This is a genomic window from Bordetella sp. MIP270_01_BMS (assembly GCF_054958705.1).
Genome location: NZ_CM143297.1, coordinates 2,108,487 through 2,133,028 on the forward strand (window position 1 = coordinate 2,108,487; position 24,542 = coordinate 2,133,028).

The window sequence follows — 24,542 nt, forward strand, 5'->3', positions numbered from 1 at the left end:
CATGCAAGTCACCAACGACATGTCGTTGCTTTCGCTGATCACGCACGCGAGCGTCCCCGTCCAGCTCATCATGTTGCTGCTGCTGGGCATTTCAATCCTGTCCTGGACCTACATCTTTGCCAAGCGCCTTGCGATCAAGCGTGCGCACGCCCAGACGCGCCGGTTCGAAGACGACTTCTGGTCGGGTGGCGACCTCTCCATGCTGCAACAGGCGGTAGCCAGCCGCCGCGACGAGCAAGGTGCGCTGGCGCGCATCTTCGACGCCGGCATGACCGAATTCCTCAAAGCACGCCGCACCGGCGCCCACGGCGACATCAATGCCCTGCTTGACGGCCCGCGCCGCGCCATGCGCGCCGCCTACCAGCGCGAGATGGACTCACTTGAATCGCACCTGAACTTCCTTGCTTCGGCCGGTTCGGTGAGCCCGTATATCGGGTTGCTGGGCACAGTGTGGGGCATCATGCACGCGTTCATCGGCCTGTCGAACATGCAGCAGGCCACGCTGGCGTCGGTGGCCCCGGGCATCGCCGAAGCGCTCATTGCCACGGCAATCGGCCTGTTCGCGGCCATCCCCGCCGTCGTGGCGTACAACCGCTTCACGCACGACATCGACCGCCTGTCGATCCGCTTCGACAGTTTCGTCGATGAATTCCTGAACATTCTTCAACGCCAGGTACGCTGATGCCATCTGTCCGGTCGAACGGCCGCGCCGGCCGACGCATGAAAGCCGACATCAACGTCGTGCCCTATATCGATGTCATGCTGGTGCTGCTGGTCATTTTCATGGTGACCGCGCCGCTGATCACCCCTGGCCTGATCAACCTGCCCTCGGTGGGCCAGGCGTCCGAAGTGCCGGCAACCCCGCTGGAAGTACAGATCTCCGAGGATGGACAATTGGCCCTGCGCATGCGCGAAGCCGGCGCCACGCCACAGGACATTCCTCGAGACCAGCTGGTCGACCAGGTACGCCAGCGGATCACCGCCGAGACGCCGGTGGTAATCGCGGCCGATGGCAAGGTACCTTATGAAACCGTGGTGAAGGTCATGGACGACCTGCGCAGCAACGGCGTCACACGCCTGGGCCTGCTCGTCGACCAGGGCGCGGCCGCGCAGGAAACGCAAAAGCGCTGATGGTCTGCCGCCTGCCGCTATTGCAACGCCTATGACCCCGCCCCTCTTCCAACACGACGGTACGCCTCCGGCCACTCCCGCGACACAGGACAATCGCAAGGCATTCGGTCTTGCCATCCTGGTTCATATCCTGCTGCTGGTCGTACTGGTTTTCGGCGTCAACTGGCGCTCGGAAAACCCGGGGCCGGTACAGGTGGAACTCTGGGCCGACGGCGACACGCCTGATTCGCCGCCTCCCCAAGAGCAGCCGGACGATCCCGAACCGGAACCTCCGCAACCAGCGCCGCAGCCCGAACCGCCGGAGCCCGAACCTACGCCGCAGCCGCAGCCGCAACCGCAACCCGAGCCGCCGCCGCAGCCGGCCCCGCCGCCGGTCGAGACGCCGCAGCCTGCGCAGCCCGACCCCGAGATCGCCCTCGAAGAAGAGCGCAAGAAGCGCGAAGAGGAAGAGAAGGCGCGCCAGGCCGCCGAGGCGGCCAAGGAGAAAGCGCGCCTGGAAGAAGAACGGCAGCAGGCCGAGCTTAAAGAGAAACAGCGCCTGGAAGAGCAGCGCAAGGCGGCCGAGAAAGCCGCCGCGGAAAAAGCCGCGGCTGAGAAAGCCGCTGCCGAGAAAGCTGCGGCCGAAAAGAAAGCCGCTGCCGAAAAGGCTGCCGCGGAGAAGGCCGCCGCCGAGAAAAAAGCCGCCGAAAAGGCCGCTGCCGAGAAAAAAGCCGCTGCTGAAAAAGCGGCCGCCGAAAAGGCTGCCGCCGAGAAGGCCGCTGCCGAGAAGAAGGCGGCGGAAAAGGCCGCGGCCGAGAAAAAGGCCAAGGAAGAAGCGGCCAAGAAGGCGGCCGCAGAAAAGGCCGCTGCCGCCAAGAAGGCTGCCGCCGAGAAGGCCCTGCGCGAAGCATTCCGCAACGACGCGATGGGCGCGGCAGGAATTCCGGGCGGCACGGCGGACCGCAACCAGCAAGGTGGCGGACGCGACGACGGCTATGGCGCCAAGGTGCGGGCCTGCATCCGACCCGGGGTCGCCTATCCGACGCCGCCGCGCAGCGGCTCTGCCAACCCCACGGTGCAATACCGGGTACAGTTGAGTTCGGACGGCAAGGTTACCGGCGTGAACCTCACCTCTTCGTCGGGCAACACTGGTTTCGACCGGGCCGTGGAAACCGGCATCCGGCGCTGCAACCCGTTCCCCAAACCCTCGACGGGCCGCTATGAGTCCGTCATCGATGTCGTGTACCGAATGTATGACTGACAGGAGATTGCTGACCATGACTCCCGCCTACAGCCGCCCCCGCGTGCCAGGGCTCGCGCGCATCCAGGGCCTGATGTTCGCCGTTCTGGCGGTTGCCGCCGCCTTGTTTGTCTGGCAACCGGCCCACGCCCAGTTGCGCGTCGATATCTCCGGCACCGGCGCTACCCAGTATCCCGTGGCGATCGCAGACTTTGCCGTCGACGACGTGCAGGGCCGCGCCATCGCCGAGGTCATCCGCGCCGACCTCACCCGTACCGGCCAGTTCCGCCTGATCAGCGCGGCGGGAGCCGGCCTGAACGTCGATTCGCCCGTGGCCTACGATGACTGGCGCACCAAAGGCGCCGACTTTCTGGCTTATGGCAGCATCAGCCGTGGCGGCGATGGCCGCTACGAAGTGCGGTATCGCCTGGCCGATACCGTGAAGAAGGGCCAGTTGGACGGTGTGGCGTTCTCGGGCAGCGAGGCCGAGCTGCGTCGCGTCGCCCATCAGATCGCCGACCGGATCTACGAAAAAATCACCGGCGTTCGCGGCGTATTTTCCACCCGCATTGCGTATGTCCTGAAGCGTGGCAACACGTATGAGCTGCAGGTTGCGGACGCCGACGGGCAAAACCCCCAGGTGGCGCTGCGTTCGCGCGAGCCGGTCATTTCACCGTCGTGGTCGCCGGACGGCAGCAAGCTGGCTTACGTGAGTTTTGAGTCCGGCAAGCCGGTGGTGTACGTGCATACCCTGGCCACCAGCGCCCGCACTCCGGTCGCCAACTTCAAGGGCAACAACAGCGCGCCCGCCTGGTCGCCCGACGGCAGCAAGCTGGCGGTCGCCCTGACGCGTGATGGACTGTCGCAAATTTACATCGTCAGCGCTGACGGAAGCTCGAATGTACGTCGCCTGACACGTTCTCCTGGCATAGACACGGAACCCACCTTTACGCCCGATGGCCGTTCCATTATCTTTACCAGTGATCGCAGCGGTGGACCGCAAATCTATCAAACCAGCCTCGACGGAGGCGATGCCCGTCGGCTTACTTTTAACGGTAGTTACAACATCTCACCCCGAATTTCCCCCGACGGTTCCACGCTGCTGTACGTTTCAAGACGCGACGGCGCGTTTCGCATCGCCTCACTGCAACTAGCCACCGGCACTGAAACTTTGCTGACCGACGGTCGTGATGACCAGGCACCGAGTTTCGCGCCAAACGGGATGCAAATCCTGTATGCCGCGGTCCAGAACGGCCGCAGCGTACTGGCTGGCGTATCCAGTGACGGGCGCGTGCGCCAGACGCTCTCGGTACTGAATGGGGAAATACGTGAACCGACCTGGGGACCCTTTACCCGCTAGACACGTATGCCCCTCTTTGCAAAGGAACAATCATGAAAATGCGCATTGCCAAAAGCTTTACTATCGCAGCCCTGGCAGCTGTCCTGGCAGCTTGCAGCTCCGTACCGCTTGACGACCAGGCCGGCCAGGGTGGTACTAGCACCACGGGTCAGGGCACTGCTTCGGGCCAGATCATGGACCCGTTCAACCCCCAGAGCGTACTGGCCCAGCAACGCTCGGTGTACTTCGACTTCGACAGCTACACCGTGCCTGACCAATACCGCGGCCTGGTCGAAACGCACGCGCGCTATCTGGCTTCGAACCAGCAGCAGCGCGTGCAGATCCAGGGCAACACTGACGAACGCGGCGGCGCCGAATACAATCTGGCCTTGGGCCAGCGCCGTGCCGACGCTGTACGCCGCATGATGACCCTCCTGGGCGTCAGCGACGCGCAGATCGAAACCATCAGCTTCGGCAAGGAAAAGCCCCGCGCCACTGGCAACACCGAAGCCGACTTCGCGGAAAACCGCCGCGCCGACATCGAGTATCAGCGCTAAGCACTTCCGCGGATCAGCACTGCCGCGCGTCGGGACGGTCAAGCGGCCGTTCCGACGTTTTTGTTTCTAGACTCTGGGATTTCTCATGCGCGCTTACGTTCTGCCCCTGCGTACTCTGGCCTTGACGGCTGCATTGGCCGCCGCCACCTCTGCCCACGCTTTTTCCGATGACGAGGCCCGCCGCGCCATCCTCGATCTGCGCAAGCAAGTACAGCAGCAAAACGAGCAGCACCAGCGTGCCCGCCTGCAACTGGCCGACCAGCTTCAGGCCATGCAGCAGGAAATCACCCAGTTGCGTGATCAACTGGAACTGGTGTCGCGCCATCAGCCCAACACGCAACCGGGCCAGGGAGCGAACAACCCGCCCGGAGCCACCGCCGCAGATCCGCGCGAACAGGCGGCATACGATGGCGCAATCGATCAGTTCCGCAAGGGCGAGTACAAAGAAGCCGGCGAATCCCTGGCGGCCTTCATTGCGCTGTATCCCAACAGCCAGCTGGCCCCCACGGCGCAGTTTTACCTGGGCAGCAGCCGCTACGCCGCCAAGGACTACAAAGGCGCGATCGAGCAGCTGAACCAGCTGGTGCAGCAGTCGCCCGACAACGCGCGCGCCCCCGACGCCCTGCTGGTGATCGCAGGCAGCCAGATCGAACTGAACAACCGCGCAGGCGCGAAGGCGTCGCTCGAACGCATCGTGAAAGACTACCCGGGCACGCCGGCTGCCGAAACGGCCAAGAGCCGCCTGCAGTTGCTGCAGTAATCGGCGCGGGCTCGTTCGACGAGCCCGTTTCAACGCTGCCTAGCTGGCCCAGGCCAGCAGCATGCCGACGCCCAGCACGATCAAGGCAATGCCGGCGAGCTCCGTGCGTGTGCTTGCGTGCGAAAACAGGCGGCGCGACAGCAACTGCGCGAACAGCACTTCGACCAGGCCCAGGGTACGCACGTTACTGGCGGCCGTGAGCGCGAACCCCAGAAACCAGCCCTGCGATGCCGTGGCGCCTAGCAAGCCGCCCCAGATCGACGCGCGCCAGGCCGCCAGGCAGGCGGCAAGCAAGGGACGGTTGAACAGCAGCATCCAGAGCACCAGCAGCAGCGTTTGCACGCCCAGCGACCAGGCCAGCGTCCAGGTGGCCTGCAGCACGAAGCCCCCGCCGTCGAGGGCCAGGATGGCTCCGCGAAAACCAATGGCGGACAATGCGAAAAACGCGCCCGATACCAGGCCCAGCAGCGCCGGCCGCAGCTGGCCCGGCCCCGCGGACGCTGCCGGATTGCCCGACATCAGCACGACCCCCAGGGTGGCCAGCACGACGGCAACAATTCCCGTCAGCGACAGCGGGTCCCCCAGCACTACAAATCCGAACAATGCGACCTGGACGGGCTCGGTCTTGGTCCAGGCAGTGACCACGATGAACGAGCGTTCGCGCATGGCCGCAAGCATCAACGCGGTGGCCGTGATCTGAGCCGACGCGCCGCCCAGCAGGAACAGCATGAACTCCAAGCCTCCGCTCGGGGCGCCGCTTCCGTCCGCGTACAGCACAATCGCCAGGAACAACAGTGCGAACGGAAAGCCGAACAGGAAGCGCACCTGCGTTGCGCCCAGGGTTCCCAAAGAGGCAGTGAGGCTGCGTTGCACCGCGTTGCGGCCCGCCTGCGCTGCCGCAGCGGCAAGGGTGGCGGGTATCCAGACCCAGGTCCAGTCCATAAGATCTCTTTGTTAGTCAGGCGCGCTGGGCAACGTCGGCGACCGGTGCGCCGGTCATGTCGATCAACTGCCTCGGGCTGAGAGGAAAAACCGCGTTGGGGTGGCCGGCGGCGGCCCACAGCGTGTCGAATTGCAGCAGATCCTGGTCGATCAGCATGATGGGCTTGGTCGCGTGCCCGATGGGACAGACTCCGCCGATTGCATAGCCGGTCATGTCGCGCACGAAGCGCGCGTCGGCCTTGCCCAGTTCGCCCACCAGTGCCGCCACCTTGGCCTCGTCGACCCGGTTGACGCCGCTGGCCACGACCAGCACCGGCGCATCGTCGGCGCGCCGCCGGAAAATAATGGACTTGGCGATCTGCGCCACTTGGCAACCCAGCCCTTGCGCGGCCTCGGCCGAAGTCTTGCCGGTTTGCGGCAGGATGACGATGGAATGCTCGTGACCTAGCTCTTGTAGCAGGCGGGCAACCCGCTGCGCCGATTCGGGCAATGGAGTGGCGGATTCAACAGACATGCGGATCCAACGGTTGCAGGGGTGAAATGGCGCCAGGGCGCCCCGGACAAGGCCACCGAGTTTAGCAGCGCCGGCGGGCCAGGGCGCTAGAATCGCGGCTGGATCCAACGCCTCGCCACCCCATGCGATCAGAACCCCAATTGCCCCTGCAAACCGTCAGTGTGAACGGCTACGCCCTCACTTATACCGAGAACGGGGCTGGCACCCCCCTGGTGCTGGTTCACGGGTCGCTGTGCGACTGCCGTTACTGGAAGTCGCAGCTGGACCCGCTGGGCAGATCGTTTCGGGTATTGGCGCCCAGCCTGCGCCATTACTGGCCGCAGCAGTGGGACGGCGGAGAGTTTTCCATGCGCCAGCACGTCGATGACCTGCTCGCCTTCATTGACGAAGTGGGCGAAGGCGCCGCCCATGTGGTGGGTCATTCGCGCGGCGCCCGGGTGGCGCTCGAGGCGGCGCTTCGGCGCACCGGGCAGGTGCGCTCGCTGACCCTGGCAGATCCCGGCCTGCCCATGCCGGGCCGCGACGCAGACTCGCGCAACCAGTTCCGGCAGCGCGCGCTGGCGCTGATCGAGGCCGGCGAACTGGACGCGGGGCTGGCGCTGTTCGTCGACACTGTGTCGGGCGCCGACACCTGGCGCCGCATGGTGCCATGGTTCAAGGAGATGGTGCGCGACAATGCATCCACGCTGGCCGGGCAGGCAAGAGAGACCCTGCCGCTCGTGGATCGGGAGAGCGTGGAGCAGCTGGCCTTGCCTACCCTGCTGATAGGCGGGGCGCTCAGTCCGGCGCCCTACCCGGCGGTGCTGGACATGCTGGCGCAGTGGTTGCCGGCGGCTCGCAAAGAGGTAATCGCCGGTTCTTCACACGGCATGAATCTGGGCAATCCACGCGCATTCAACGCTGCAATCGAAGACTTCCTGGCCTGACGCCCACCGGCATGGGCAGATGGGTGGCGGCAAAACGGCCCTGCGATGCGCCGGGCGCCCGGCCTGGCAGCCGGGCCGCCCCGCGTCGCGGCGTTCAGTCCGGGATGGGTGCCTGCCCGCGTTTGGCCCGACGTGCCAGCATGTTGAGCGCCTCGACCAGGGCCGAGAACGCCATCGCGGCATAGATATAGCCTTTGGGCACATGCGCGCCGAACCCTTCGGCGATGAGCGTCATGCCTATCATCAGCAGGAAGCCCAGCGCCAGCATCACGATGGTGGGATTGCGCTGAATGAACCTTGCCAGCGGCCCCGCGGCCACCAGCATGACCGTGACCGCCACGATGACGGCAATGAACATGATGGGCACGTGTTCGGTCATGCCCACCGCAGTGATGATGCTGTCGATGGAAAACACCAGGTCGAGCATGAGGATCTGGCCGATGGCGGCGGCAAAGCCCAGCGTGGCGGTCTTGCCCTCGAACATGTCGCCCTCGGGCACGGCGTCGACGTGGTGATGGATTTCTTTGGTTGCCTTCCAGACCAGGAACAGGCCACCCGCGATCAGGATGATGTCGCGCCACGAAAAGCCATGCCCGAACAGGGCGATGACGGGTTCGGTGAGCTTCACGATGAAGGCCACCGTGCCCAGCAAGGCCAGCCGCAGTATCAAGGCCACGCCGATGCCTATGCGCCGTCCACGCTCCTGCTGGTGAACCGGCAGCTTATTGGTGAGGATGGAGATGAAGATGAGGTTGTCGATTCCCAGCACCACTTCCATGGCGATGAGAGTGGCCAGTGCCGCCCAGGCGGCAGGCTGCTGGGTAAGCGCTATCAGTTGGTCCATGCGGCTCTCCGGCTGAGGGAATGCCCATCATAGCCATCCACGCGCGGCGCTGAACCGCGGCTTGGAAACCTGTTGTTAACGCGATCCGTCCCCATGCGCTGCCACCACCTGCTCCGCCACTTGGGCGGGCGCCTCGGCGTAATGCTTGAATTCCATGGTGTACGTCGCGCGACCCTGGGTGAGCGAGCGCAGCGAGGTCGAGTATCCGAACATTTCCGCCAGCGGCACTTCGGCGCGGACCAGCTTGCCACCGCCCCCCGCGATGTCTTCCATGCCCTGCACCATGCCTCGCCGCGATGACAGGTCTCCCATCACATGGCCGGTGTAGTCTTCGGGCGTTTCGACTTCGACGTGCATCATGGGCTCCAGCAAGACCGGACGGGCCCGGCGCATGCCTTCTTTGAACGCCATGGATCCCGCCATGCGGAAGGCATTCTCGTTGGAATCCACGTCGTGGTACGAACCGAACACCAGGGTGACCTTGACGTCGACGACAGGATAGCCGGCCAGCACCCCGGCGTTGAGGCTTTCCCGCACGCCGCGCTCGACGGCCGGAATGTACTCGCGCGGCACCACCCCCCCTTTGATGGCGTCGACGAACACGAAGCCCTGCCCCGCCGGCTGTGGCTCGATCTTGAGCACGACATGGCCGTACTGGCCGCGCCCGCCCGACTGCTTGATGAACTTGCCCTCGACCTCATCACAGGTCTTGCGTATGGTCTCGCGATAGGCCACTTGCGGCTTGCCGACCGTGGCCTCGACATGGAACTCGCGCTTCATGCGGTCGACCAGGATTTCAAGGTGCAGTTCGCCCATGCCCGATATGATGGTCTGACCGGATTCGTCATCGCTGCGCACGCGGAATGACGGGTCTTCCTGGGCCAGGCGATTCAAGGCCACGCCCATTTTTTCCTGGTCGGCCTTGGTCTTGGGCTCGACCGCCTGCGAGATGACCGGTTCCGGGAATGACATGCGTTCGAGAATGATGATGCGCTGCGCATCGGTAAGCGTATCGCCGGTGGTAACGTCTTTGATACCTACGGCCGCCGCGATATCTCCCGCGTAGACCTCACTGATTTCGCGCCGCTCGTTGGCGTGCATCTGCAGCAGCCGGCCCAGCCGCTCTTTTTTGTCCTTGAGCGGGTTCAGGACCGAATCGCCCGACTTGACCACGCCCGAGTACACCCTGAAGAACACCAGCTGGCCTACGAAGGGGTCGGTCATGATCTTGAAGGCCAGCGCCGAAAACGGTTCGTCGTCGGCGGGATGACGCTCGATTTCCTGATCGTGCTGATCGTGGCCCTTGATGGCTGGCACGTCTATGGGCGACGGCAGGTAGTCGATAACGGCGTCGAGCATGGCCTGCACGCCCTTGTTCTTGAAGGCGCTGCCGCACAGCATGGGCACGATTTCATTGGCGATGGTGCGCAGTCTGAGCCCGCGCTTGATGTCGGCTTCCGACAGGGGCTGGCCCGACAGGTATTTGTCGAGCAGCGCCTCGTCAGCCTCGGCAGCCTTCTCGACCATGTGGTCGTGCCATTGCCTGGCCTGGTCGGCGAGCTCGTCGGGAATGTCGCGGTACTCGAACCGGACCCCCTGGCTCGCATCGTCCCAGATGATTGCTTTCATTTTCACGAGGTCGATCACGCCCTGGAACTTGTCTTCGGCACCCACCGGAATCTGAATGGGCACTGCATCGCCCTTCAGCCGCTCGGCGATCTGCTTCTGCACGCGAAAAAAGTCGGCGCCGACCCGGTCCATTTTGTTGACGAAGGCCAGTCGCGGTACCTGGTACTTGTTGGCCTGCCGCCAGACCGTTTCGGATTGCGGCTGCACGCCGCCCACGGCGTCGTACACCATGCACGCCCCATCGAGCACCCGCATCGAGCGTTCGACCTCGATCGTGAAATCCACGTGGCCCGGCGTATCGATGATGTTGATGCGATGCTCGGGATAGTTGCCGGCCATGCCGCGCCAGAACGCCGTGGTGGCCGCCGACGTAATGGTGATGCCTCGCTCTTGCTCTTGTTCCATCCAGTCCATGGTGGCGGCGCCATCGTGGACTTCGCCCAGTTTATGGGTGATGCCGGTATAGAAGAGGATGCGCTCGGTGGTTGTGGTCTTGCCCGCGTCGATATGGGCACTGATGCCTATGTTGCGGTAGTGTTCGATGCGCGTCTTGCGAGTCATGGCGCCCCCTGGTGAGGTGAATGGCGCAACGCCCGGCGGGGCCACGCCTGGAAGAATATTACGCGCGCGGAGTCAGCGAACGCCATATAGCCCTGCCCTCGCCGCAGGTATGGGGCGGAAACGACACCGGCCGGCCACCCATCGGGCGGCCGGCCGGCGCCACAGCCTGTACGGCCGTTATTTCTTTTCTTTGTCTTCCTTGACGCGGTAGACCAGCACCGCGGTGGTCGCCAGGGACAGCACTTTGGCGGTCACGCTTCCCAACAGCAGCCGGGACAGGCCGCTGCGGCCATGACTGCCGATGAAGACGAGATCGCAGCCGTTTTCGCCTGCGGCCTGCACGATGCCATCGGCCACGTTGAAATTGGATACCGCCCGCGACTGCGCCTTGACCCCAGCCGTGTCGGCGCGATCAAGGATTTGCTTCAGGTATTTTTCGGCCTGTTCGGACGAGGCCTTTTCGTAGTCTTCGTCGGTGATGGCATATGCGGCGGCCATGCCATCGAACCCGATGGTGGCGGCGAAAGGCTGCGTGACATGCAGGGCGACGACTTCAGCGCCAACCGACCGTGCAAAGCAGATGCCGGCGTTGGCGGCCTGAGCCGATAGCGGAGACCCGTCGGTGGGAATCAGGACTTTTTTAAACATGTTTTGCGCTCCTGTCTGCTGATTAGGTAAGCCCATGCTAAAGGAATCGCCAGCGTGGCGCATGGCGGAATTCCCGCAGCTTGCGAGCCATCAAGGCATCTGCTGCGATGCCACGAAGAGATTAGTGCAACGCGTGCCGGTGCGGCAATAGGCCAGCACAGGACCCGGCATGGTACGGAGCAGCTCGGCGAAGCGGGCCACGTCTTCGGAGGTCATGGCACTGCCGATGACGGGCTGGTATTCCACCTGCAGGCCCGCTTCGCGCGCCGCGCGCGAAACGTCGGCCGCCGTGGGCTGATCGGGCCCGCCTTCGAAATCGGGGCGGTTGATGATTACGCTCTTGTAGCCCGCCGCAGCGACGGCCGCCATGTCCTGGGGCCCGAGCTGCGGCGCGACCGCAAATTGTTCGGTCAAAGGTTTGATCGTGACGTCGGCCATGGCTGTTCCTTGAAAAATGTAGCTTGATAGATAGAAGAACAGTATATGACTTCCGATCGACTCGGACATCTCAGGAATGCATCTCGCGCCGCGCACCGTGGCGTCGGCAGTGAAGCAGGGCTCCTGCGCCGCAAGCGTATCAGTTGGCCGGCGCGGCCAGCACATCGCCAAGGGCGTTCCAGATTCCCGGCGTATCGATCATCGCGACCGAGAACCGCATCATCGTCGATGGCGCCTGCGACGGTGAAAACAGGCTGCCCGGCGCGAGCAGCAGGCCCCGGTCGGCGGCCGTGCGCGCGAGGCTTTCCGAATCGCGGTGACAATCGGCCCAGACGAACATCCCTGCATGCGGCTCATGCGGGATAGACAGACCGAGTTCTGCCAGCGCCTCCACACATTGCTGTCGCGCCACGTTCACCCGGGACCGCACGCGCTCGATATGGCGCCGGTACTGGCCTTCTGCCAGCACGCGGTGCACCACGCGTTCGCTCAATTCGGGGGTGGTGAGCCCGGCCAGCATCTTGAGGTCGGCCAGTTTGCGCAGCACCTCGGTATTGGCGGCCAGGAAGCCGACGCGCAGACTGGCCGCCAGCGTCTTGGAGAACCCGCCCGCCAGAATGACGCGGTTCAGGCGGTCGAGCGAGGCCAGCCTGGTGGCGCCGCCCGGGTGCAATTCCCCGTACGTATCGTCTTCGACCACCAGGAAATCGTGGCGCTCAGCCAGGCGCAGTATGTCGTAGGCGGCGCCCGCCGACAGGGTGTGCCCGGTAGGGTTGTGCACGGCGGAATTGACGATGAACAGGCGCGGCTTGTGCAATGCGGCCAATCGGTCCAGCTGCTCGAGATCGGGGCCATCCGGACCGCGCGGGACGCCGATGAGCCGCGCACCGAATGCCGCCAGCCGTCCGAAAATAACGAACCATGCCGGATCTTCGACGAGCACGGCATCGCCCGGACGCACCAGGTGGCGGGCCACCAGGTCAAGCCCATGGGTGACTCCATTGGTAGTCAGCAGATTGCGGTCGGGGTGGGCGGGCACGCCCTCGGCCTGCAGGCGCGAAGCCAATTGCTGGCGCAGGGGGCCATAACCGAGTTCCGACCCGTAGGTGACCAGATGGCCCCGCACGGAACGCCCGACGGCGCGCACGGCGGCGGCCACCATTTCGGGATCGAGCCAGTCAGCGGGCAACAGGCCCGCCCCGCCCGGCATAGACGCCGCAGACGATTCGCGGAACATGCTGCGCAGCAGCCAGGACACATCGATGCGTGCCGGCGGCGCCAGGCCAGCCGGCGGCTCGCCGGCCGCCGCGGCCAGCGCCCCGCGTCGCGCACGCACGAAGAACCCCGCGCCGCGGCGGGACTGCACCAACCCGCGCGCGACCAGCCGGTCATATGCCTCGACCACGGTAAAGCGGCTCACCCCTGCCTGCTCGGCCATCTTGCGTATGGATGGCAGGCGCGACCCCGGGCGCAGGCCCTGGTCGTCGATGCGGCGCGCCACATCGTCGGCCAGCTGCGCCACCAGGGTGGCATCGGCCATCCGCACCGGGCGCCACGCCGCGGTTGATTCTGTGGAAGTCGTGACTGTCATGGTGGTTTTACCAGGCCAGTATTCAAGCTGATATGAAAAAGTGTACCGGTACTGTACTGACCAATTTGCGTAGAGTGGCAGGAATCGCGCTACCGCGCAAGATGCTCCGTCCAACCGACACCATGTCTCGCCCCGCCCCCTTGGCCCCCCCTTCCGCCGTCGCTCCCACGCTTTGGGAGGGCTATGGCTACGGCCTGCTGGGCGTGCTGGTGTTCTCGTTGACGCTGCCCATGACGCGCGTCGCCGTCACCGAACTGTCGCCCGTCCTGATCGGCCTGGGCCGGGCCTTGCTGGCGGCGATTCCAGCGGCGCTGCTGCTCGGCATGACACGCAGCCGGCTGCCCCGCCGGCAGGAATGGTCGGGTGTCCTGCTTGCCGCGCTGGGCATCGTCGTGGGCTGGCCCTTGGCCTCGACCATGGCGATGTCCACAGTAGCGGCGGCACACGGTGCGGTGTTCAATGGGCTCCTGCCCCTGGCCACGGCAGCCTTCGCCGCCTGGCGCAGCGGCGAACGTCCCTCGGCCACATTCTGGGCCTGGGCCGTGGTCGGCGCCGTACTGGTCATGGCCTACGCATTGCGGCAGGGCCACGGAAGCCTGCAACCCGGCGACCTGTGGCTGCTGCTGGCGGTATTGCTGGGCGGCATGGGATACGCCGAGGGCGGCCGGGCAGCGCGTACGCTCGGGGGCGCCCGCACCATCTGCTGGGCCCTGGTGGTCAGCGCACCGTTCATTTTTGCGCCGGTCATGTGGATGGCCGCCCGCGCCCCCTTGCCCTCGATGCCCGTGGCCGCATCGTTCGCCTACCTGGCGTTTGGCTCGATGTTCCTGGGGTTTTTCGCGTGGTATCGTGGCCTGGCAGTGGGTGGCATCGCACGGGTGGGGCAAGTGCAATTGCTGCAGCCGTTCCTGACTGTCGTCGCGGCCGCGCTGCTTTTCAATGAGACGGTAGACCCCCTGACCTATGTGTTCGCCCTTGCCGTCATCGCCATCATCGCCGGCGGACGCCAGGCCATCATACGCAAAGCTCCATGAGCGCACTCTTGCAAGAATCGAGCTGGCTTCTGCTGGGTCCGCTGGCGCTGTTTGCGCTGGTCAGCTCGATCACTCCAGGGCCCAATAACATCATGCTGGCATCGTCGGGCCTGACTTTCGGCTTTTGGCGCACCATACCCCACATGCTGGGCGTCAATTTCGGCTTCACCCTGATGCTGGTGCTGGTTGGCCTTGGCCTGGGGACGCTTTTCCAGCAATTGCCCTGGCTATATACCGTGCTGAAATACGTGGGCGCGGTCTACCTGCTTTACCTGGCGTGGAAGATCGCGTCGTCGGGGCCCATCGATGGCGGCAGCGAGCGCGGCCGGCCGCTTACGTTCCTGCAGGCGGCGTTGTTCCAATGGGTGAACCCGAAGGCCTGGGTCATGGCCGTCGGCGTGATCGCCACCTATACACCGCAAACCCACTTCTACTGGAACCTGGCCATGGCGGCGGCAGTATGCTGCGTGGTGAACCTGCCGAGCATCGGCGTATGGACCGCCTTCGGCGCCGCCTTGCAACGCCTGCTGCACCGCCCGCGGGCCATCCGCATGTTCAATGTGGGCATGGCCTTGCTGCTGGTGGCGTCACTGTATCCGGTCGCCGAGGATCTCTGGCGCCTGGCCTGATCGGCGCCGGGAACCTGGCGCTGCCTGGCCGGTCACATGGTTTATGTCGCTGCTGCCTCGCCTTTCCCTACGCCGCCTGCTGGGCGCCGGCCTGCTTGCCGCGGCCAGCGTGGTCGGCTGCACGCAGCTGGACGCCTGGCAGCGCCAGGCGATTTTTTCACCCGAAACCGACCAGCAGCGCTGGTGGCGCGAGCCCCCCGACGGAACCGAGATGTTCGACCTGGCCCTGCCCGATGGGCATAAAGTCCACGCGTGGTATTGGCAGCATCCCGACGCCGATGCCCCCGCCGTGCTGTACCTGCACGGCGCCCGCTGGAACCTGAATGGCAGCGCCTTCCGCATGGAAGGCTGGACCCGCATGGGCTATTCGGTGCTGGCCATCGACTATCGCGGCTTCGGCGAATCCACGCCGCTGCTGCCATCGGAAGAAACTGCCAGCGAAGACGCGGCCGCAGCGCTGAACGAACTGGCGCGCCGCCAGCCCGACCCCGCGCGCCGTTTCGTGTATGGCCACAGCCTGGGCGGCGCCGTCGCAATCGACCTGGCCACGCGCCCCGAGCTGCCGGCCTTCGCCGGGTTGATTGTCGAGTCCAGTTTTACCAGCATTGCCGCCATGCTCGGCACGCTGAAATGGGGCAAGCTGCCCGGTGCCAGCCTGCTGGTCACGCAACCGTTCTCGTCTGTCGAGAAGCTGGCCACGCTCACCACGCCCATGCTGTTGCTGCACGGCACCGCAGACCGGGTGGTGCCCCACACCATGAGCGATGAATTGTTCGAGGCGGCGCTGAAGGTGCCCCCCGAGCTGAAACGCCTGGTGAAAATCGACGGCGCGTCGCACTCGGGGTCGATACGCAGCGGCCAGATCTATGAGGCCGCCGTGCGCGACTTTGTCCGCGACGCCAGCCGCGCCTATCAGGACGCCACGGGCAGCGTGGCCGCGCTGCGCTAGCTGCCGCCTCAGGCGGCCAGTAACCCGAGCCGGGACGGCTCGCCACTGGTTTGCGCCTCGGCCAGCGCCCGGTGCTGCTTGCGCAGGGCAACGGCATCGACTTCCGCCAGTGAGGCGTCCTGCTCGGTCAGGCGGAACACGCGTATGGTGTCGTGCACGGCGCTGACCTGATCATCCAGCGAACTGGCCGCAGCCGCCAGCTCTTCCACCATGGCGGCGTTCTGTTGCGTAATGCCGTCCAATTGGGCGATCGATGCATTGATCTGCCCGATTCCGGCCGACTGTTCCTGGCTGGCTTCATTGATGCGCTCCAGCGAATCGGTGACCCGTTCAATGGCGGCCATCACCTCGTCCATGCGCGTGCGAGCCTCGTCAGCCCGCTGCTCGCCCTGATTCACACGCTGGCCCGATTCTTCGATGAGCACCCGTATCTCTTTGGCGGCCTGGCTGGTGCGCTGGGCGAGCGCGCGCACTTCGCTGGCGACGACGGCGAACCCCTTGCCCTGGTCACCGGCACGCGCCGCCTCGACGGCGGCGTTCAGGGCCAGAATGTTGGTCTGGAACGCCACGCCTTCGATCACCTGAATGATGTCGCCGATGCGCTGCGACGCCTGCGAGATATCGTGCATGGTGGTCACGACATTCTGCACCGCCTCATGGCTGCGTCGGGCCGCGCCGACGGTTTCGCGGGCCAGACTGGCGCCCGATTCCGCCATACCCGTGGTCTGTCGCGCGGTGCCATGTATTTCTTCGATGGCCGTCGTGGTGGCCTCGAGGCTTGCGGCCTGGGCCTCGGTGCGGGCCGACATATCGTGGTTGCCGCTGGCGATCTCGCGCGCGCCTCCACGCAGATTGATGACTTCCTCGCGCACGTCGCGCACGACAGTGCGCATGGAGACGGCCAGTTGCGCCAGAGCCAATTGCAGCTGGGCGATCTCGGCCTTGCCATCGACCTGCACGTGCTGGGTCAGATCGCCGGCGGCGAGCACGTTGGCCGTGGCAATGACATCGCGCAGCGGCCGCACACCTATACGGATGAGATGGCCGGCGGCCAGCACGGCGCCCACCAGGCCGGCCACGGCGGGCATCCATTGCGGCGCCCCGTAAGCCTTGCCGACCACATATGACAGCGGCGGCACCGCGGCCATGAACAATGACGCCAGAATGATCTGGCCGCGCAGGCCCATCGAAAAAAGCCGGCGGAGCCGTCCGTACAGGCTGTTGTTGAGCACTGCCCCGCCTTCCAGCACGTGCACGCGACGGCCACGCTCGGCCTCGTCGCGCATGGCGGCATAAAGCGCTTCGGCGGCGCGAATTTCGGCTTCGGGGGCATGGGTGCGCACCGACAGGTAGCCAACAATGCTCTCGCCGTTGCGCACCGGCGTCGCGTTGGCCCGAACCCAGTAGTAGTCGCCATTCTTGCGCCGATTCTTGATGAGCGCCGTCCAGGGCATGCCCGCCTGGATGGTGGTCCACAAATCCCGGAAGGCTTCTTCCGGCATGTCGGGATGACGCACCAGGTTGTGGGGCTGCCCGATCAACTCGGCCCGCGTAAACCCGCTGACCTCCACAAAGTTGGCGTTGCAATAAGTGATACGCCCCTTGAGATCGGTAATCGAGATCAGCGTCTGGTCCGGGGGGAACGCATAGCTGTTCTGAGTGACGGGCAGATTGACGCGCATTTAGCACTCCACGGATAGACGGGCCATGCAGCCATACCGGAGGCGTGCAAGCCTCGGGACCGGCGCTTATTTGCGTCAATAATAAACAATATATTTAAATTTATTTGTAATTATTTTATTTTGTCGCATTTTTCAGACGCGGCCGGTCGGCGCAGACCTTGCGCCCTGACGATCGCGAGAATCGCGGCAGCCCCGCGCCCGGCGCGCGCATGCGTGCTCCTGTGCGTACGTGTGCGACGGCCTACAGCAGCGTAGCCGCGCCCGCGCGGGGCAACGGCGAGAACACCGGGCATAACACGGCCCTGTTCGGCCGTTTGTTGCGGGCCGGGAACGACCGTCGACGCGGGGCGCCCTACTTCTTCAGGCGTACCACTGCCTCGCGCGATTCGTCTGTCTGCGGCAGAGAGGCGAGTTCTCCCAGCGTGACGGGCTTGGTCGGAAAACGCAGCCGGTAGTAGCCCACGTCGTCAGGAGAGACGCCCCTCTCATCGGCAATGACCTCGCTTACCGTCAAGCCGCACAGCCGCCCCTGGCACGGGCCCATGCCGCAGCGCAGGAACGCTTTCATCTGGTTGGGGCCGGAACAGCCCAGCTGCACCGTATCGCGCACCTGGCGGGCCGTCACCTCTTCGCAACGGCACACGATGGTGTCGCCGTGCGCAAGTCGGTAAGACTTCGGCGGACGATAAAGCGCATCGAAAAACGCCCGCCCACGTATCGCACGGGCAAGCGCCCGGCGCGGCACCCGGGACTCACGGTCGCGTCGTGCAGTGTCGATGCGTCCCAGCACCGTCGCCGCCTGCAGGGCAGCCAGGCGACCGCGATGTTCGGCGGCGTGAGCCCCCGCGATACCCGCTCCATCGCCGGCGATGCCGATACCCGGCAGAGAGGTGGAGCCCCATTCATCCGTGCGTGGCTGCCAGCACGCCAGCGACTCGTTCCAGGCGTGCTCCACCCCCAGCGCGCGCGTCAGGTTCACATTGGGCACTACGCCCTGATGCAACAGGAGATGGCCGACCGGCAGCCGGTGTTCGCGTCCGCCGGCGTGGTAGCTGATGGACTCCAACCGGTCGGTTCCATGTGCCCGCAGATCCCGGACGTGCCGGGTGATGGGCACGCTTGCTCGCACCGCACGCATGAGTTTGAGCCCCTTGGCCAGGTAAGGCGAGCGGAGAAAGTCCAGCGCATGCGGCAACGCCCGGGCGAATTGGCCTGGCGGCGTGGTCTCGAGCAGCCCGGCCAACCGGACGCCGGCATTCAGATACTGCCACGCGACGAGGTACATCAACGGCCCACATCCGGCCAGAACGGCGGGCTCGTCGGGCACGAGGCCGGACGACTTCAACAGAATCTGCGCCGCCCCGGCGGAAACCACACCGGGCAGCGTCCAACCCGGGATAGGGAAAGGCCGTTCGAGAGCGCCCGTCGCAAGCAAGATGTGGCGCGCGCGCAGCATGTCGGTCTTGCCCTGGACAGAATACGCCACCTCGAATCCGGATCCGCTTTCCGGCGGGCGCGCCACCGCCCATACTGTGGCGCCCGGCACATACGCCGCCCCGCTGGTTCGCAGCGGCTCGACCAGGCTGGCGCCGTGCCAGTAGTCAGCGCCCAGAATGCTCTGATCGGTCAACGGCGTGGACGTGATGGCTCGATATATCTGGCCCCCGGGGGCGTTCTGCTCGTCAAGCACCAGCGTATCCACGCCCAGTCTGGCCGCCTGGCAGCCCGCGGCCAGGCCGGCCGGGCCGGCGCCCACGATCAACAACTCGCAGCTGCGCGACATCAAAGCACCTCCCGGGCCCGGTTCTGTCGTTGCACACGCATCCCATCGCGCACCGGCGTCATGCACGCCTGGCGATTGGGCTGCCCGTCGATCATCACCAGACAGTCATAGCAGACTCCCATCAGGCAATACGGCCCGCGCGGAACCCCGCCCGCCACGGTGTCTCGACAGGCGTCCAGGCCGCACGCCAGCAAGGCTGCGGCGACGCTGTCGCCCCGCCGGCAAAGAATGGTCTGTCCGTCGAAGTCGATGTGGACTTCCTGCTCGGCGACCTGCCCAGCCTCCGACTCAAGCCGCTTGAACATGAAACCTCCCGGGCGCGAACGGCGCCATTTCTTCGCTCAGTGCGCCGTTTGCAATCATTGGGGCCAGCACCAGGGCGTGCGCCCCGGCCAGGGTGACGCCGCTGTGGCAGGTGGCCACAAATGCGCCCGGGCACTTCCCTGACTGCGCATAGATTGGAAAACCATCTTGCGACATGACGCGCAACGCAGACCAGGTACGAACGACGTTAACGTCACGCAACGCCGGCAATGTGCGCACTGCGCGGTCAGCAAGCGTTCCCAGTACCGGCAAGCTGACGGCGTTGTCGGCGTAACCGGCCTCTTCCTGAGAGTCGCCGATCAGCCAGCTGCCTTCGTCCATTTGCCGCAAGGTACTGATCGGCGTATCCAGAACTCTGCGAGTGCGCTCCAGCACGACGATCTGGCCGCGCTGCGGACGGACTGGCACATCCAATCCGACCTGCGCGCCCAGCGCCCTGTTGCCCAAGCCGCAGGCCAGAACCAGGCGCTGCGTGTGCAGTGCCCCACGCGGGGTATCGACCACGAACGTACCGTCGGACCTGTAGTCGATCTTCCGCGCCGGGCAGCGCGGAAGATAGTCCACCCCATTGCGCCCGAAAGTGACATGGAAAGCGCGCAGCAGCTTGAGGGGGTTCGCGATGCCATCGACGGCTGTCCAGCTGGCGCCCCTGACCTCGGGGCCGATGCCGGGCACCAGGCTGGCCAGTTCATGGCGGTCGAGCAGCTTCCAGTCGTAACGGCTCATCCCGGGCTGCGCCAGCAGACTCGTCATGAACGTCACGCGCGCCTCGACCTCTTCATCGGATAGCAGCACATGCAAGCCGCCGCGCTGTTCCAGATGCACGTCGATTCCCGACTCTTCCTGCAGCCGGCGTGCCAGTTCCGGCCAGGCCCGCTGCGAGTTCATGGTCCACACCCCATATTGCGGCATGCCCATACCCTTGCTCTGCACCCATATCAGGCCGAAATTGCCGCGGGATGCCCGATAGGCGACATCGTCCTCGTCCAGCACCGCGATACGATCCATCCGGCTTCGCAGGCCGTACGCCAGCGCCGAGCCAACCAGTCCCCCCCCGACCACGATGGCGTCGTAGGCGGAATGCCGGGGAACCGGCGCCGGGCCGGTCGCCGAGCCCGCCGCAGCAGTATTAGGCATGACTGTCTCCACCCCGCGTTGCATCAGTCTTTGAAGACCGCCCTGACCACTCGATTGGCATTTTCGCCAAGCACCATGCGGATCTCCTGGTCACTGAATTCCCGCTTCACCAGATAGGCGATGACGTAGTGCAAGGTTCCGGGCCCGACGTCTTTGGGATGCATCAGATCGGTGCGCAGATCAGGACCAATGATCGCGACTTCAGGGTGCCTCGAATGGAATTCCGCCATTCTGTCGGGGCTGTACTTGCGCAGATCGCCCACGTCGGTGCCGATGCCCACATGCTCGATGCCGACCAGATTGGCGATATAGACGACGTGATCGATCATGTCGTTAATGGTGCTGCCCGTGGCCAGCCCGTCGGGCTTCAGAAAGCCCGACTTTCCCGCGATGCCGATGACGCCTCCCTTGGCGGCAATGGCCTTGATTTCATCGTCGTACTTGTTCCGCGGTGTATCGACAATGCCGCGCGCCGCCGTGTGCGTAGCCATGATGGGATTGACCGACATATTGGCGCAGTCGATCGTGGTGCCCGCGCCCACATGAGAGGTGTCGATGACGATACCCAGATCGTCCAGAGTCTTGATGAACTTGATACCCAGATTGCTGAGGCCGGACTGGAAGCGTTCGCCACAGCCGTCGCCGAAAAGGTTGCGATCCTGGTAGGTAGGCTGCACGAAGCGAATGCCCAGGTTGTAGAACACCTCCATCCTGTCGATATCACCCTCGAGTGCGGTGACGTCCTGGAAGCCCATGAAGATGGCGGTGCGGCCTTCCCGCTGGGCGCGGGCGATGTCGGCATAGGACTTCGCAATAAAGCCCACATCGGGCCGTGAATCGTAGAGCCGGGTCCAGTGGGCAATATTCTTGATGCCCTCGGCAAAATCCACGGTATAGCAAACCGTGTGGTTGATCGCCGTGACGTTGGACGCCTTGACCTGCTCGAGATAGATGTCGTCTCCGCACTCGCGCGTGGTGGAATCGCATAGATTCCAGTACACAGCCTCCTTGCGGATGCGTGCTACCCGTTCCTGTTCAGATTCGGAAAGTTCCAGCCCAAATGTGTTGCTCATATGCGTGCCCTCCGGTTTAGTTGGGGTCGGCGCCATGCAGGGAGACGTGGCGACCATGGACTTCATTACGCCAGCACCAGACTTTCGTCCTCCGGCCAATGCAGGTAAATATCGGTTCCAGCCAAGAGATCCGCCGTCACCGCCGAGGACGGCTGCAACACGGTCATCATCTGTTCGCCGGCGACACAATCGATCTTTGTGACATGACCCAGAAAGTGCACGTCCGACACGCGGCATTCCATCGTGGAAATTCCGACCTGGCGTTGCAGGTCCAGGAACTCCTCACGGTCGAGCGTGTACCCGACTCGGTCGTGCTTCACGGAAAGGTGAACCCGCTGCCCGACATCGAAGCGCAAGGCCGACCGCCCCCTGAAGACCTGGCCGGTTTCCAGCGAGCCAACCTCGCAACGGGTGTGATCTTCGGCCTGGCTCAAGAGCGTTGCCGCGATAAAGTTCGTATGTCCCAGGAACGCCGCCGCGAACGAGTTGGCCGGATGGTTGTAGATTTCGCGCGGCGACGACAGTTGAGAAATGGCGCCATCTTTCATCAGCACGATACGGTCTGATAGAAACATCGCTTCTTCTTGGTCGTGCGTGACGAACACCGATGTAATCGACAGCTCGCGCAGAATGCGCTTCAGATCTCCGCGGATTTCCTGGCGCAGCTTTGCATCCAGATTGGAAAGAGGCTCGTCGAGCAGCAGCACCCGCGGTTCCAATACCATCGTGCGGGCAATTGCGACCCGCTGCTGCTGGCCTCCCGAAAGTTCTTTAGGCCTCCGGTGTGCAAAACTTTGCATTCCCACCAGCTTCAAAGCGCGGGCAACCCGGTCATGCACCTGGTCTTTGGGCACCGACTTGATTCGCAGGCCGTAAGCAACGTTATTGAAAACCGTCATGTGGGGAAACAGCGCATACCCCTGGAACACCATGCCGACATTTCGGCGGTTGATCGGCACTTTGGTCTGATCGGCGCCGTCGATAATGACTTCGCCTTTTCGGGGCGTTATCAGACCCGCAATGGCGTGCAGGGTCGTCGTCTTGCCGCAACCGCTCGGCCCGAGCAGCGACAGTATCTCTCCACGCCTGACCTGCAGGTTCAGGTCCGAGATAATGTCGCGTTCGCCGTAGCCCAGCGCCAGGTTCCTGAGCTCGATCGAATAGTCTGCGCTTGCGGTCATTTTCTTGGCCCCACGTTGTCCAGTCCGGAAACCCTGCTGATCACTCCCACCACGACGCACGACATGAGGATCAGAAGCGTGGATAGCGCGGCGATGGCCGGATCCAGGCTGAATTCCACATAGTTGTAAATGGTGATGGGCAGCGTCATGGTCGAGGCATCGACCAGGAACAGCGATATGACGGTGTTGTCGAAGCTGACCAGGAATGCGAACAGGGCAGCCGCCACGATCGAATTCTTCATCAGGGGCAATGTCACACGCGCAATGGTCCCGGCGCGGCTTGCGCCCAGCAACAGCGAGGCGCTTTCAAGGTTGGCGTTGACGGCGCTGACCCCGTTGAACAGCAGGCGCACGGTGTAAGGCAGGCAGATCACCGTGTGAGCCAATACCAGCACCAGCAGATCGGTGGCCACGTTCATCAGGGTCAGCATCTGCAACAACGCCAGGCCGATTACCAATTCCGGTATCACCAGCGGAGACAGCAGCAGTCCGAGGATGGCTTCTCGATACCGGCCGCCGCCCCGCGCCAGGGCGTACGCCGCAAGCAGGCCCAGCACCACCGACAGCACCATCGCCGACGCTCCAATGACCAGACTGTTTGTGGCCGCATCGAGAAAAGCCGGATCCTGGATCACGCGTTCGAACCAGGTCAGCGAAAATCCGCGCGGCGGGAACCGAAGGATTTCCTGAGGCTCGAACGCGGCACCGATCACGATTACCAGGGGGCTGCACATAAAGATGATGTACAGCGCGCTCAGTACTTTCTTCATGGCGCGCTCCCTTCATTCCCCAGCGGTTTCGCCTCGAACGTCAATCTGTTCTTGATGGCTCCGATCAAAACGAAAATCAGCATGGTGACCGTAAACAGAATGACCGCCAGCGCCGCGCCTGCGGGAACATTGCCCACTATCATCACCTGCTGGTAGATCAGCGTGGCGATCATCTTGATGTTGATCGAACCCAGCATCGCCGGCAGCACGAAGGTGGCCAGCACATGGAGAAACACCAGCAGCGATCCCACGACGAATCCCGGCGCGCACAGCGGGATGATCACGCGCATGAACACATCGCGCCGACGCGACCCCAGCACCATTGCGGCATCGATGACGGTCTTGTCGATGGCACGCAGGCTGGCCAGCACGGGCAATACCATGAAGGGCAGCAGAAGGTGCGCCAATGCGATGACGACCGCCGACTCGGTATAGAGAACCTGCACGGGTTCGTCGATCAGCCCCAACCACAGCAGCGTTGCGTTGAACGGCCCTTCCCGGCCAAATACGATGATCCAGCCGAATCCGCGCACGACGACGCTGACGAACAACGGCAGCACGGTCACCACCGTCAGCGTGGCGGCAAGCGTCTTGCCCGCCACCGAAATAATGTAGGCAACCGGAAAGCCTATTATCAAGGTCGCCACGGTGACTGTGGTACCAATTCGGAACGTATTGAAGATGCTTTCCAGGTAGATCGGATTGCTGAAGGCCTCGACGTAGTTGTCCACGCTCGGCAGCGCAGGGCCGCCGTAAAGATAGTCCGCGTCCATAAAGCTCAGGTACAGCAGGTACGCGAACGGCACGAACAGCAACAGGGTGATGAACAATAGCGCCGGGGTCAGGAACAACACGCCTTGCTTCATTGTGCGAACACTCCA

The 24,542-nt window shown here is 64.2% G+C and carries 25 protein-coding genes; 10 read left to right on the forward strand and 15 right to left on the reverse strand.

All coding sequences use genetic code 11. The features are described 5' to 3' along the window. Position 1 precedes the first annotated feature (1 nt). The 6 genes from tolQ (at position 2) to ybgF (ending at position 5,006) form a co-directional block, all read left to right on the forward strand. Entirely contained in the window at positions 2 to 682 is a 681-nt protein-coding gene (tolQ, locus tag ACV17W_RS09865; protein ID WP_462596234.1) for a protein TolQ, read from the forward strand. Beyond that, entirely contained in the window at positions 682 to 1,131 is a 450-nt protein-coding gene (tolR, locus tag ACV17W_RS09870) for a protein TolR (RefSeq protein ID WP_462596235.1), read from the forward strand. Before tolQ ends, tolR begins: the two co-directional genes overlap by 1 nt. A gap of 31 nt (positions 1,132 to 1,162) precedes the next feature. Next, the gene (gene tolA, locus ACV17W_RS09875; RefSeq protein ID WP_462596237.1) at positions 1,163 to 2,371 is read left to right on the forward strand and encodes a cell envelope integrity protein TolA; all 1,209 of its coding nucleotides are present in this window, start codon (positions 1,163 to 1,165) and stop codon (positions 2,369 to 2,371) included. Between the two features lie 16 nt (positions 2,372 to 2,387). After that, a complete protein-coding gene (gene tolB, locus ACV17W_RS09880) occupies positions 2,388 to 3,710 on the forward strand; it encodes a Tol-Pal system beta propeller repeat protein TolB (protein ID WP_462596238.1) in 1,323 nt (440 codons plus the stop codon). A gap of 32 nt (positions 3,711 to 3,742) precedes the next feature. Further along, positions 3,743 to 4,246 (forward strand): peptidoglycan-associated lipoprotein Pal, encoded by a 504-nt coding sequence (gene pal / locus ACV17W_RS09885; RefSeq protein WP_462596239.1) that lies wholly within the window; start codon positions 3,743 to 3,745, stop codon positions 4,244 to 4,246. 85 nt (positions 4,247 to 4,331) lie between these two features. Beyond that, the gene (gene ybgF / locus ACV17W_RS09890) at positions 4,332 to 5,006 is read left to right on the forward strand and encodes a tol-pal system protein YbgF (protein ID WP_462596240.1); all 675 of its coding nucleotides are present in this window, start codon (positions 4,332 to 4,334) and stop codon (positions 5,004 to 5,006) included. A gap of 39 nt (positions 5,007 to 5,045) precedes the next feature. Here ybgF and ACV17W_RS09895 read toward each other — a convergent pair whose 3' ends face one another. Both ACV17W_RS09895 and ACV17W_RS09900 read right to left on the reverse strand, forming a co-directional pair. Continuing rightward, complete coding sequence (locus ACV17W_RS09895) at positions 5,046 to 5,948, reverse strand: EamA family transporter (protein ID WP_462596241.1); 903 nt, start codon at positions 5,946 to 5,948, stop codon at positions 5,046 to 5,048. Positions 5,949 to 5,964: 16 nt separating this feature from the next. Continuing rightward, positions 5,965 to 6,462 (reverse strand): YbaK/EbsC family protein, encoded by a 498-nt coding sequence (locus tag ACV17W_RS09900; RefSeq protein ID WP_462596242.1) that lies wholly within the window; start codon positions 6,460 to 6,462, stop codon positions 5,965 to 5,967. 122 nt (positions 6,463 to 6,584) lie between these two features. Here ACV17W_RS09900 and ACV17W_RS09905 point away from each other — a divergent pair, with 122 nt between their 5' ends. Then, a complete protein-coding gene (locus ACV17W_RS09905) occupies positions 6,585 to 7,388 on the forward strand; it encodes an alpha/beta fold hydrolase (RefSeq protein WP_462596243.1) in 804 nt (267 codons plus the stop codon). 94 nt (positions 7,389 to 7,482) lie between these two features. Here the strand turns inward: ACV17W_RS09905 and ACV17W_RS09910 are convergent, their stop codons facing one another. The 5 genes from ACV17W_RS09910 to ACV17W_RS09930 all read right to left on the reverse strand — a co-directional run bounded on the left by ACV17W_RS09910 (position 7,483) and on the right by ACV17W_RS09930 (position 13,054). Next, a complete protein-coding gene (locus ACV17W_RS09910; protein WP_462596244.1) occupies positions 7,483 to 8,232 on the reverse strand; it encodes a TerC family protein in 750 nt (249 codons plus the stop codon). Between the two features lie 75 nt (positions 8,233 to 8,307). Then, on the reverse strand, positions 8,308 to 10,422 hold the full coding sequence (fusA, locus tag ACV17W_RS09915; protein WP_462596245.1) for an elongation factor G: 2,115 nt from the start codon (positions 10,420 to 10,422) through the stop codon (positions 8,308 to 8,310). 177 nt (positions 10,423 to 10,599) lie between these two features. Continuing rightward, positions 10,600 to 11,070: a universal stress protein gene (locus ACV17W_RS09920; RefSeq protein ID WP_462596246.1), complete on the reverse strand. Its 471-nt coding sequence runs from the start codon at positions 11,068 to 11,070 to the stop codon at positions 10,600 to 10,602. 90 nt (positions 11,071 to 11,160) lie between these two features. After that, positions 11,161 to 11,508, reverse strand: coding sequence for a protein tyrosine phosphatase family protein (locus tag ACV17W_RS09925; RefSeq protein ID WP_462596247.1), 348 nt, complete (start codon positions 11,506 to 11,508; stop codon positions 11,161 to 11,163). A 139-nt stretch (positions 11,509 to 11,647) separates the two neighbouring features. Further along, a complete protein-coding gene (locus ACV17W_RS09930; protein WP_462596515.1) occupies positions 11,648 to 13,054 on the reverse strand; it encodes an aminotransferase-like domain-containing protein in 1,407 nt (468 codons plus the stop codon). 167 nt (positions 13,055 to 13,221) lie between these two features. Here ACV17W_RS09930 and ACV17W_RS09935 point away from each other — a divergent pair, with 167 nt between their 5' ends. From ACV17W_RS09935 to ACV17W_RS09945, 3 genes are read left to right on the forward strand one after another with little or no spacing between them, the layout of a single operon-like run. Next, the gene (locus ACV17W_RS09935) at positions 13,222 to 14,133 is read left to right on the forward strand and encodes a DMT family transporter (protein WP_462596248.1); all 912 of its coding nucleotides are present in this window, start codon (positions 13,222 to 13,224) and stop codon (positions 14,131 to 14,133) included. Next, complete coding sequence (locus tag ACV17W_RS09940) at positions 14,130 to 14,762, forward strand: LysE family translocator (RefSeq protein ID WP_462596249.1); 633 nt, start codon at positions 14,130 to 14,132, stop codon at positions 14,760 to 14,762. The genes ACV17W_RS09935 and ACV17W_RS09940 overlap by 4 nt, the downstream gene beginning before the upstream one ends. A 43-nt stretch (positions 14,763 to 14,805) precedes the next feature. After that, positions 14,806 to 15,711 carry an alpha/beta hydrolase gene (locus ACV17W_RS09945; RefSeq protein ID WP_462596250.1) on the forward strand — a complete coding sequence of 302 codons (906 nt, stop codon included), beginning with the start codon at positions 14,806 to 14,808 and terminating at the stop codon, positions 15,709 to 15,711. 8 nt (positions 15,712 to 15,719) lie between these two features. Here ACV17W_RS09945 and ACV17W_RS09950 read toward each other — a convergent pair whose 3' ends face one another. The 8 genes from ACV17W_RS09950 to ACV17W_RS09985 form a co-directional block, all read right to left on the reverse strand. Continuing rightward, positions 15,720 to 17,393 (reverse strand): methyl-accepting chemotaxis protein, encoded by a 1,674-nt coding sequence (locus tag ACV17W_RS09950; RefSeq protein ID WP_462596251.1) that lies wholly within the window; start codon positions 17,391 to 17,393, stop codon positions 15,720 to 15,722. Positions 17,394 to 17,745: 352 nt separating this feature from the next. Then, a complete protein-coding gene (locus tag ACV17W_RS09955; protein WP_462596252.1) occupies positions 17,746 to 19,176 on the reverse strand; it encodes an FAD-dependent oxidoreductase in 1,431 nt (476 codons plus the stop codon). Further along, a complete protein-coding gene (locus ACV17W_RS09960; RefSeq protein WP_462596253.1) occupies positions 19,176 to 19,481 on the reverse strand; it encodes a (2Fe-2S)-binding protein in 306 nt (101 codons plus the stop codon). Before ACV17W_RS09960 ends, ACV17W_RS09955 begins: the two co-directional genes overlap by 1 nt. Next, the gene (locus tag ACV17W_RS09965; protein WP_462596254.1) at positions 19,465 to 20,637 is read right to left on the reverse strand and encodes an NAD(P)/FAD-dependent oxidoreductase; all 1,173 of its coding nucleotides are present in this window, start codon (positions 20,635 to 20,637) and stop codon (positions 19,465 to 19,467) included. Before ACV17W_RS09965 ends, ACV17W_RS09960 begins: the two co-directional genes overlap by 17 nt. A gap of 23 nt (positions 20,638 to 20,660) precedes the next feature. Further along, the gene (locus tag ACV17W_RS09970) at positions 20,661 to 21,710 is read right to left on the reverse strand and encodes a dipeptidase (protein WP_462596255.1); all 1,050 of its coding nucleotides are present in this window, start codon (positions 21,708 to 21,710) and stop codon (positions 20,661 to 20,663) included. A gap of 65 nt (positions 21,711 to 21,775) precedes the next feature. After that, complete coding sequence (locus ACV17W_RS09975; protein WP_462596256.1) at positions 21,776 to 22,891, reverse strand: ABC transporter ATP-binding protein; 1,116 nt, start codon at positions 22,889 to 22,891, stop codon at positions 21,776 to 21,778. Continuing rightward, entirely contained in the window at positions 22,888 to 23,661 is a 774-nt protein-coding gene (locus ACV17W_RS09980) for an ABC transporter permease (protein ID WP_462596257.1), read from the reverse strand. The genes ACV17W_RS09975 and ACV17W_RS09980 overlap by 4 nt, the downstream gene beginning before the upstream one ends. Next, the gene (locus ACV17W_RS09985) at positions 23,658 to 24,527 is read right to left on the reverse strand and encodes an ABC transporter permease (protein ID WP_462596258.1); all 870 of its coding nucleotides are present in this window, start codon (positions 24,525 to 24,527) and stop codon (positions 23,658 to 23,660) included. The genes ACV17W_RS09980 and ACV17W_RS09985 overlap by 4 nt, the downstream gene beginning before the upstream one ends. Positions 24,528 to 24,542: the final 15 nt, after the last annotated feature.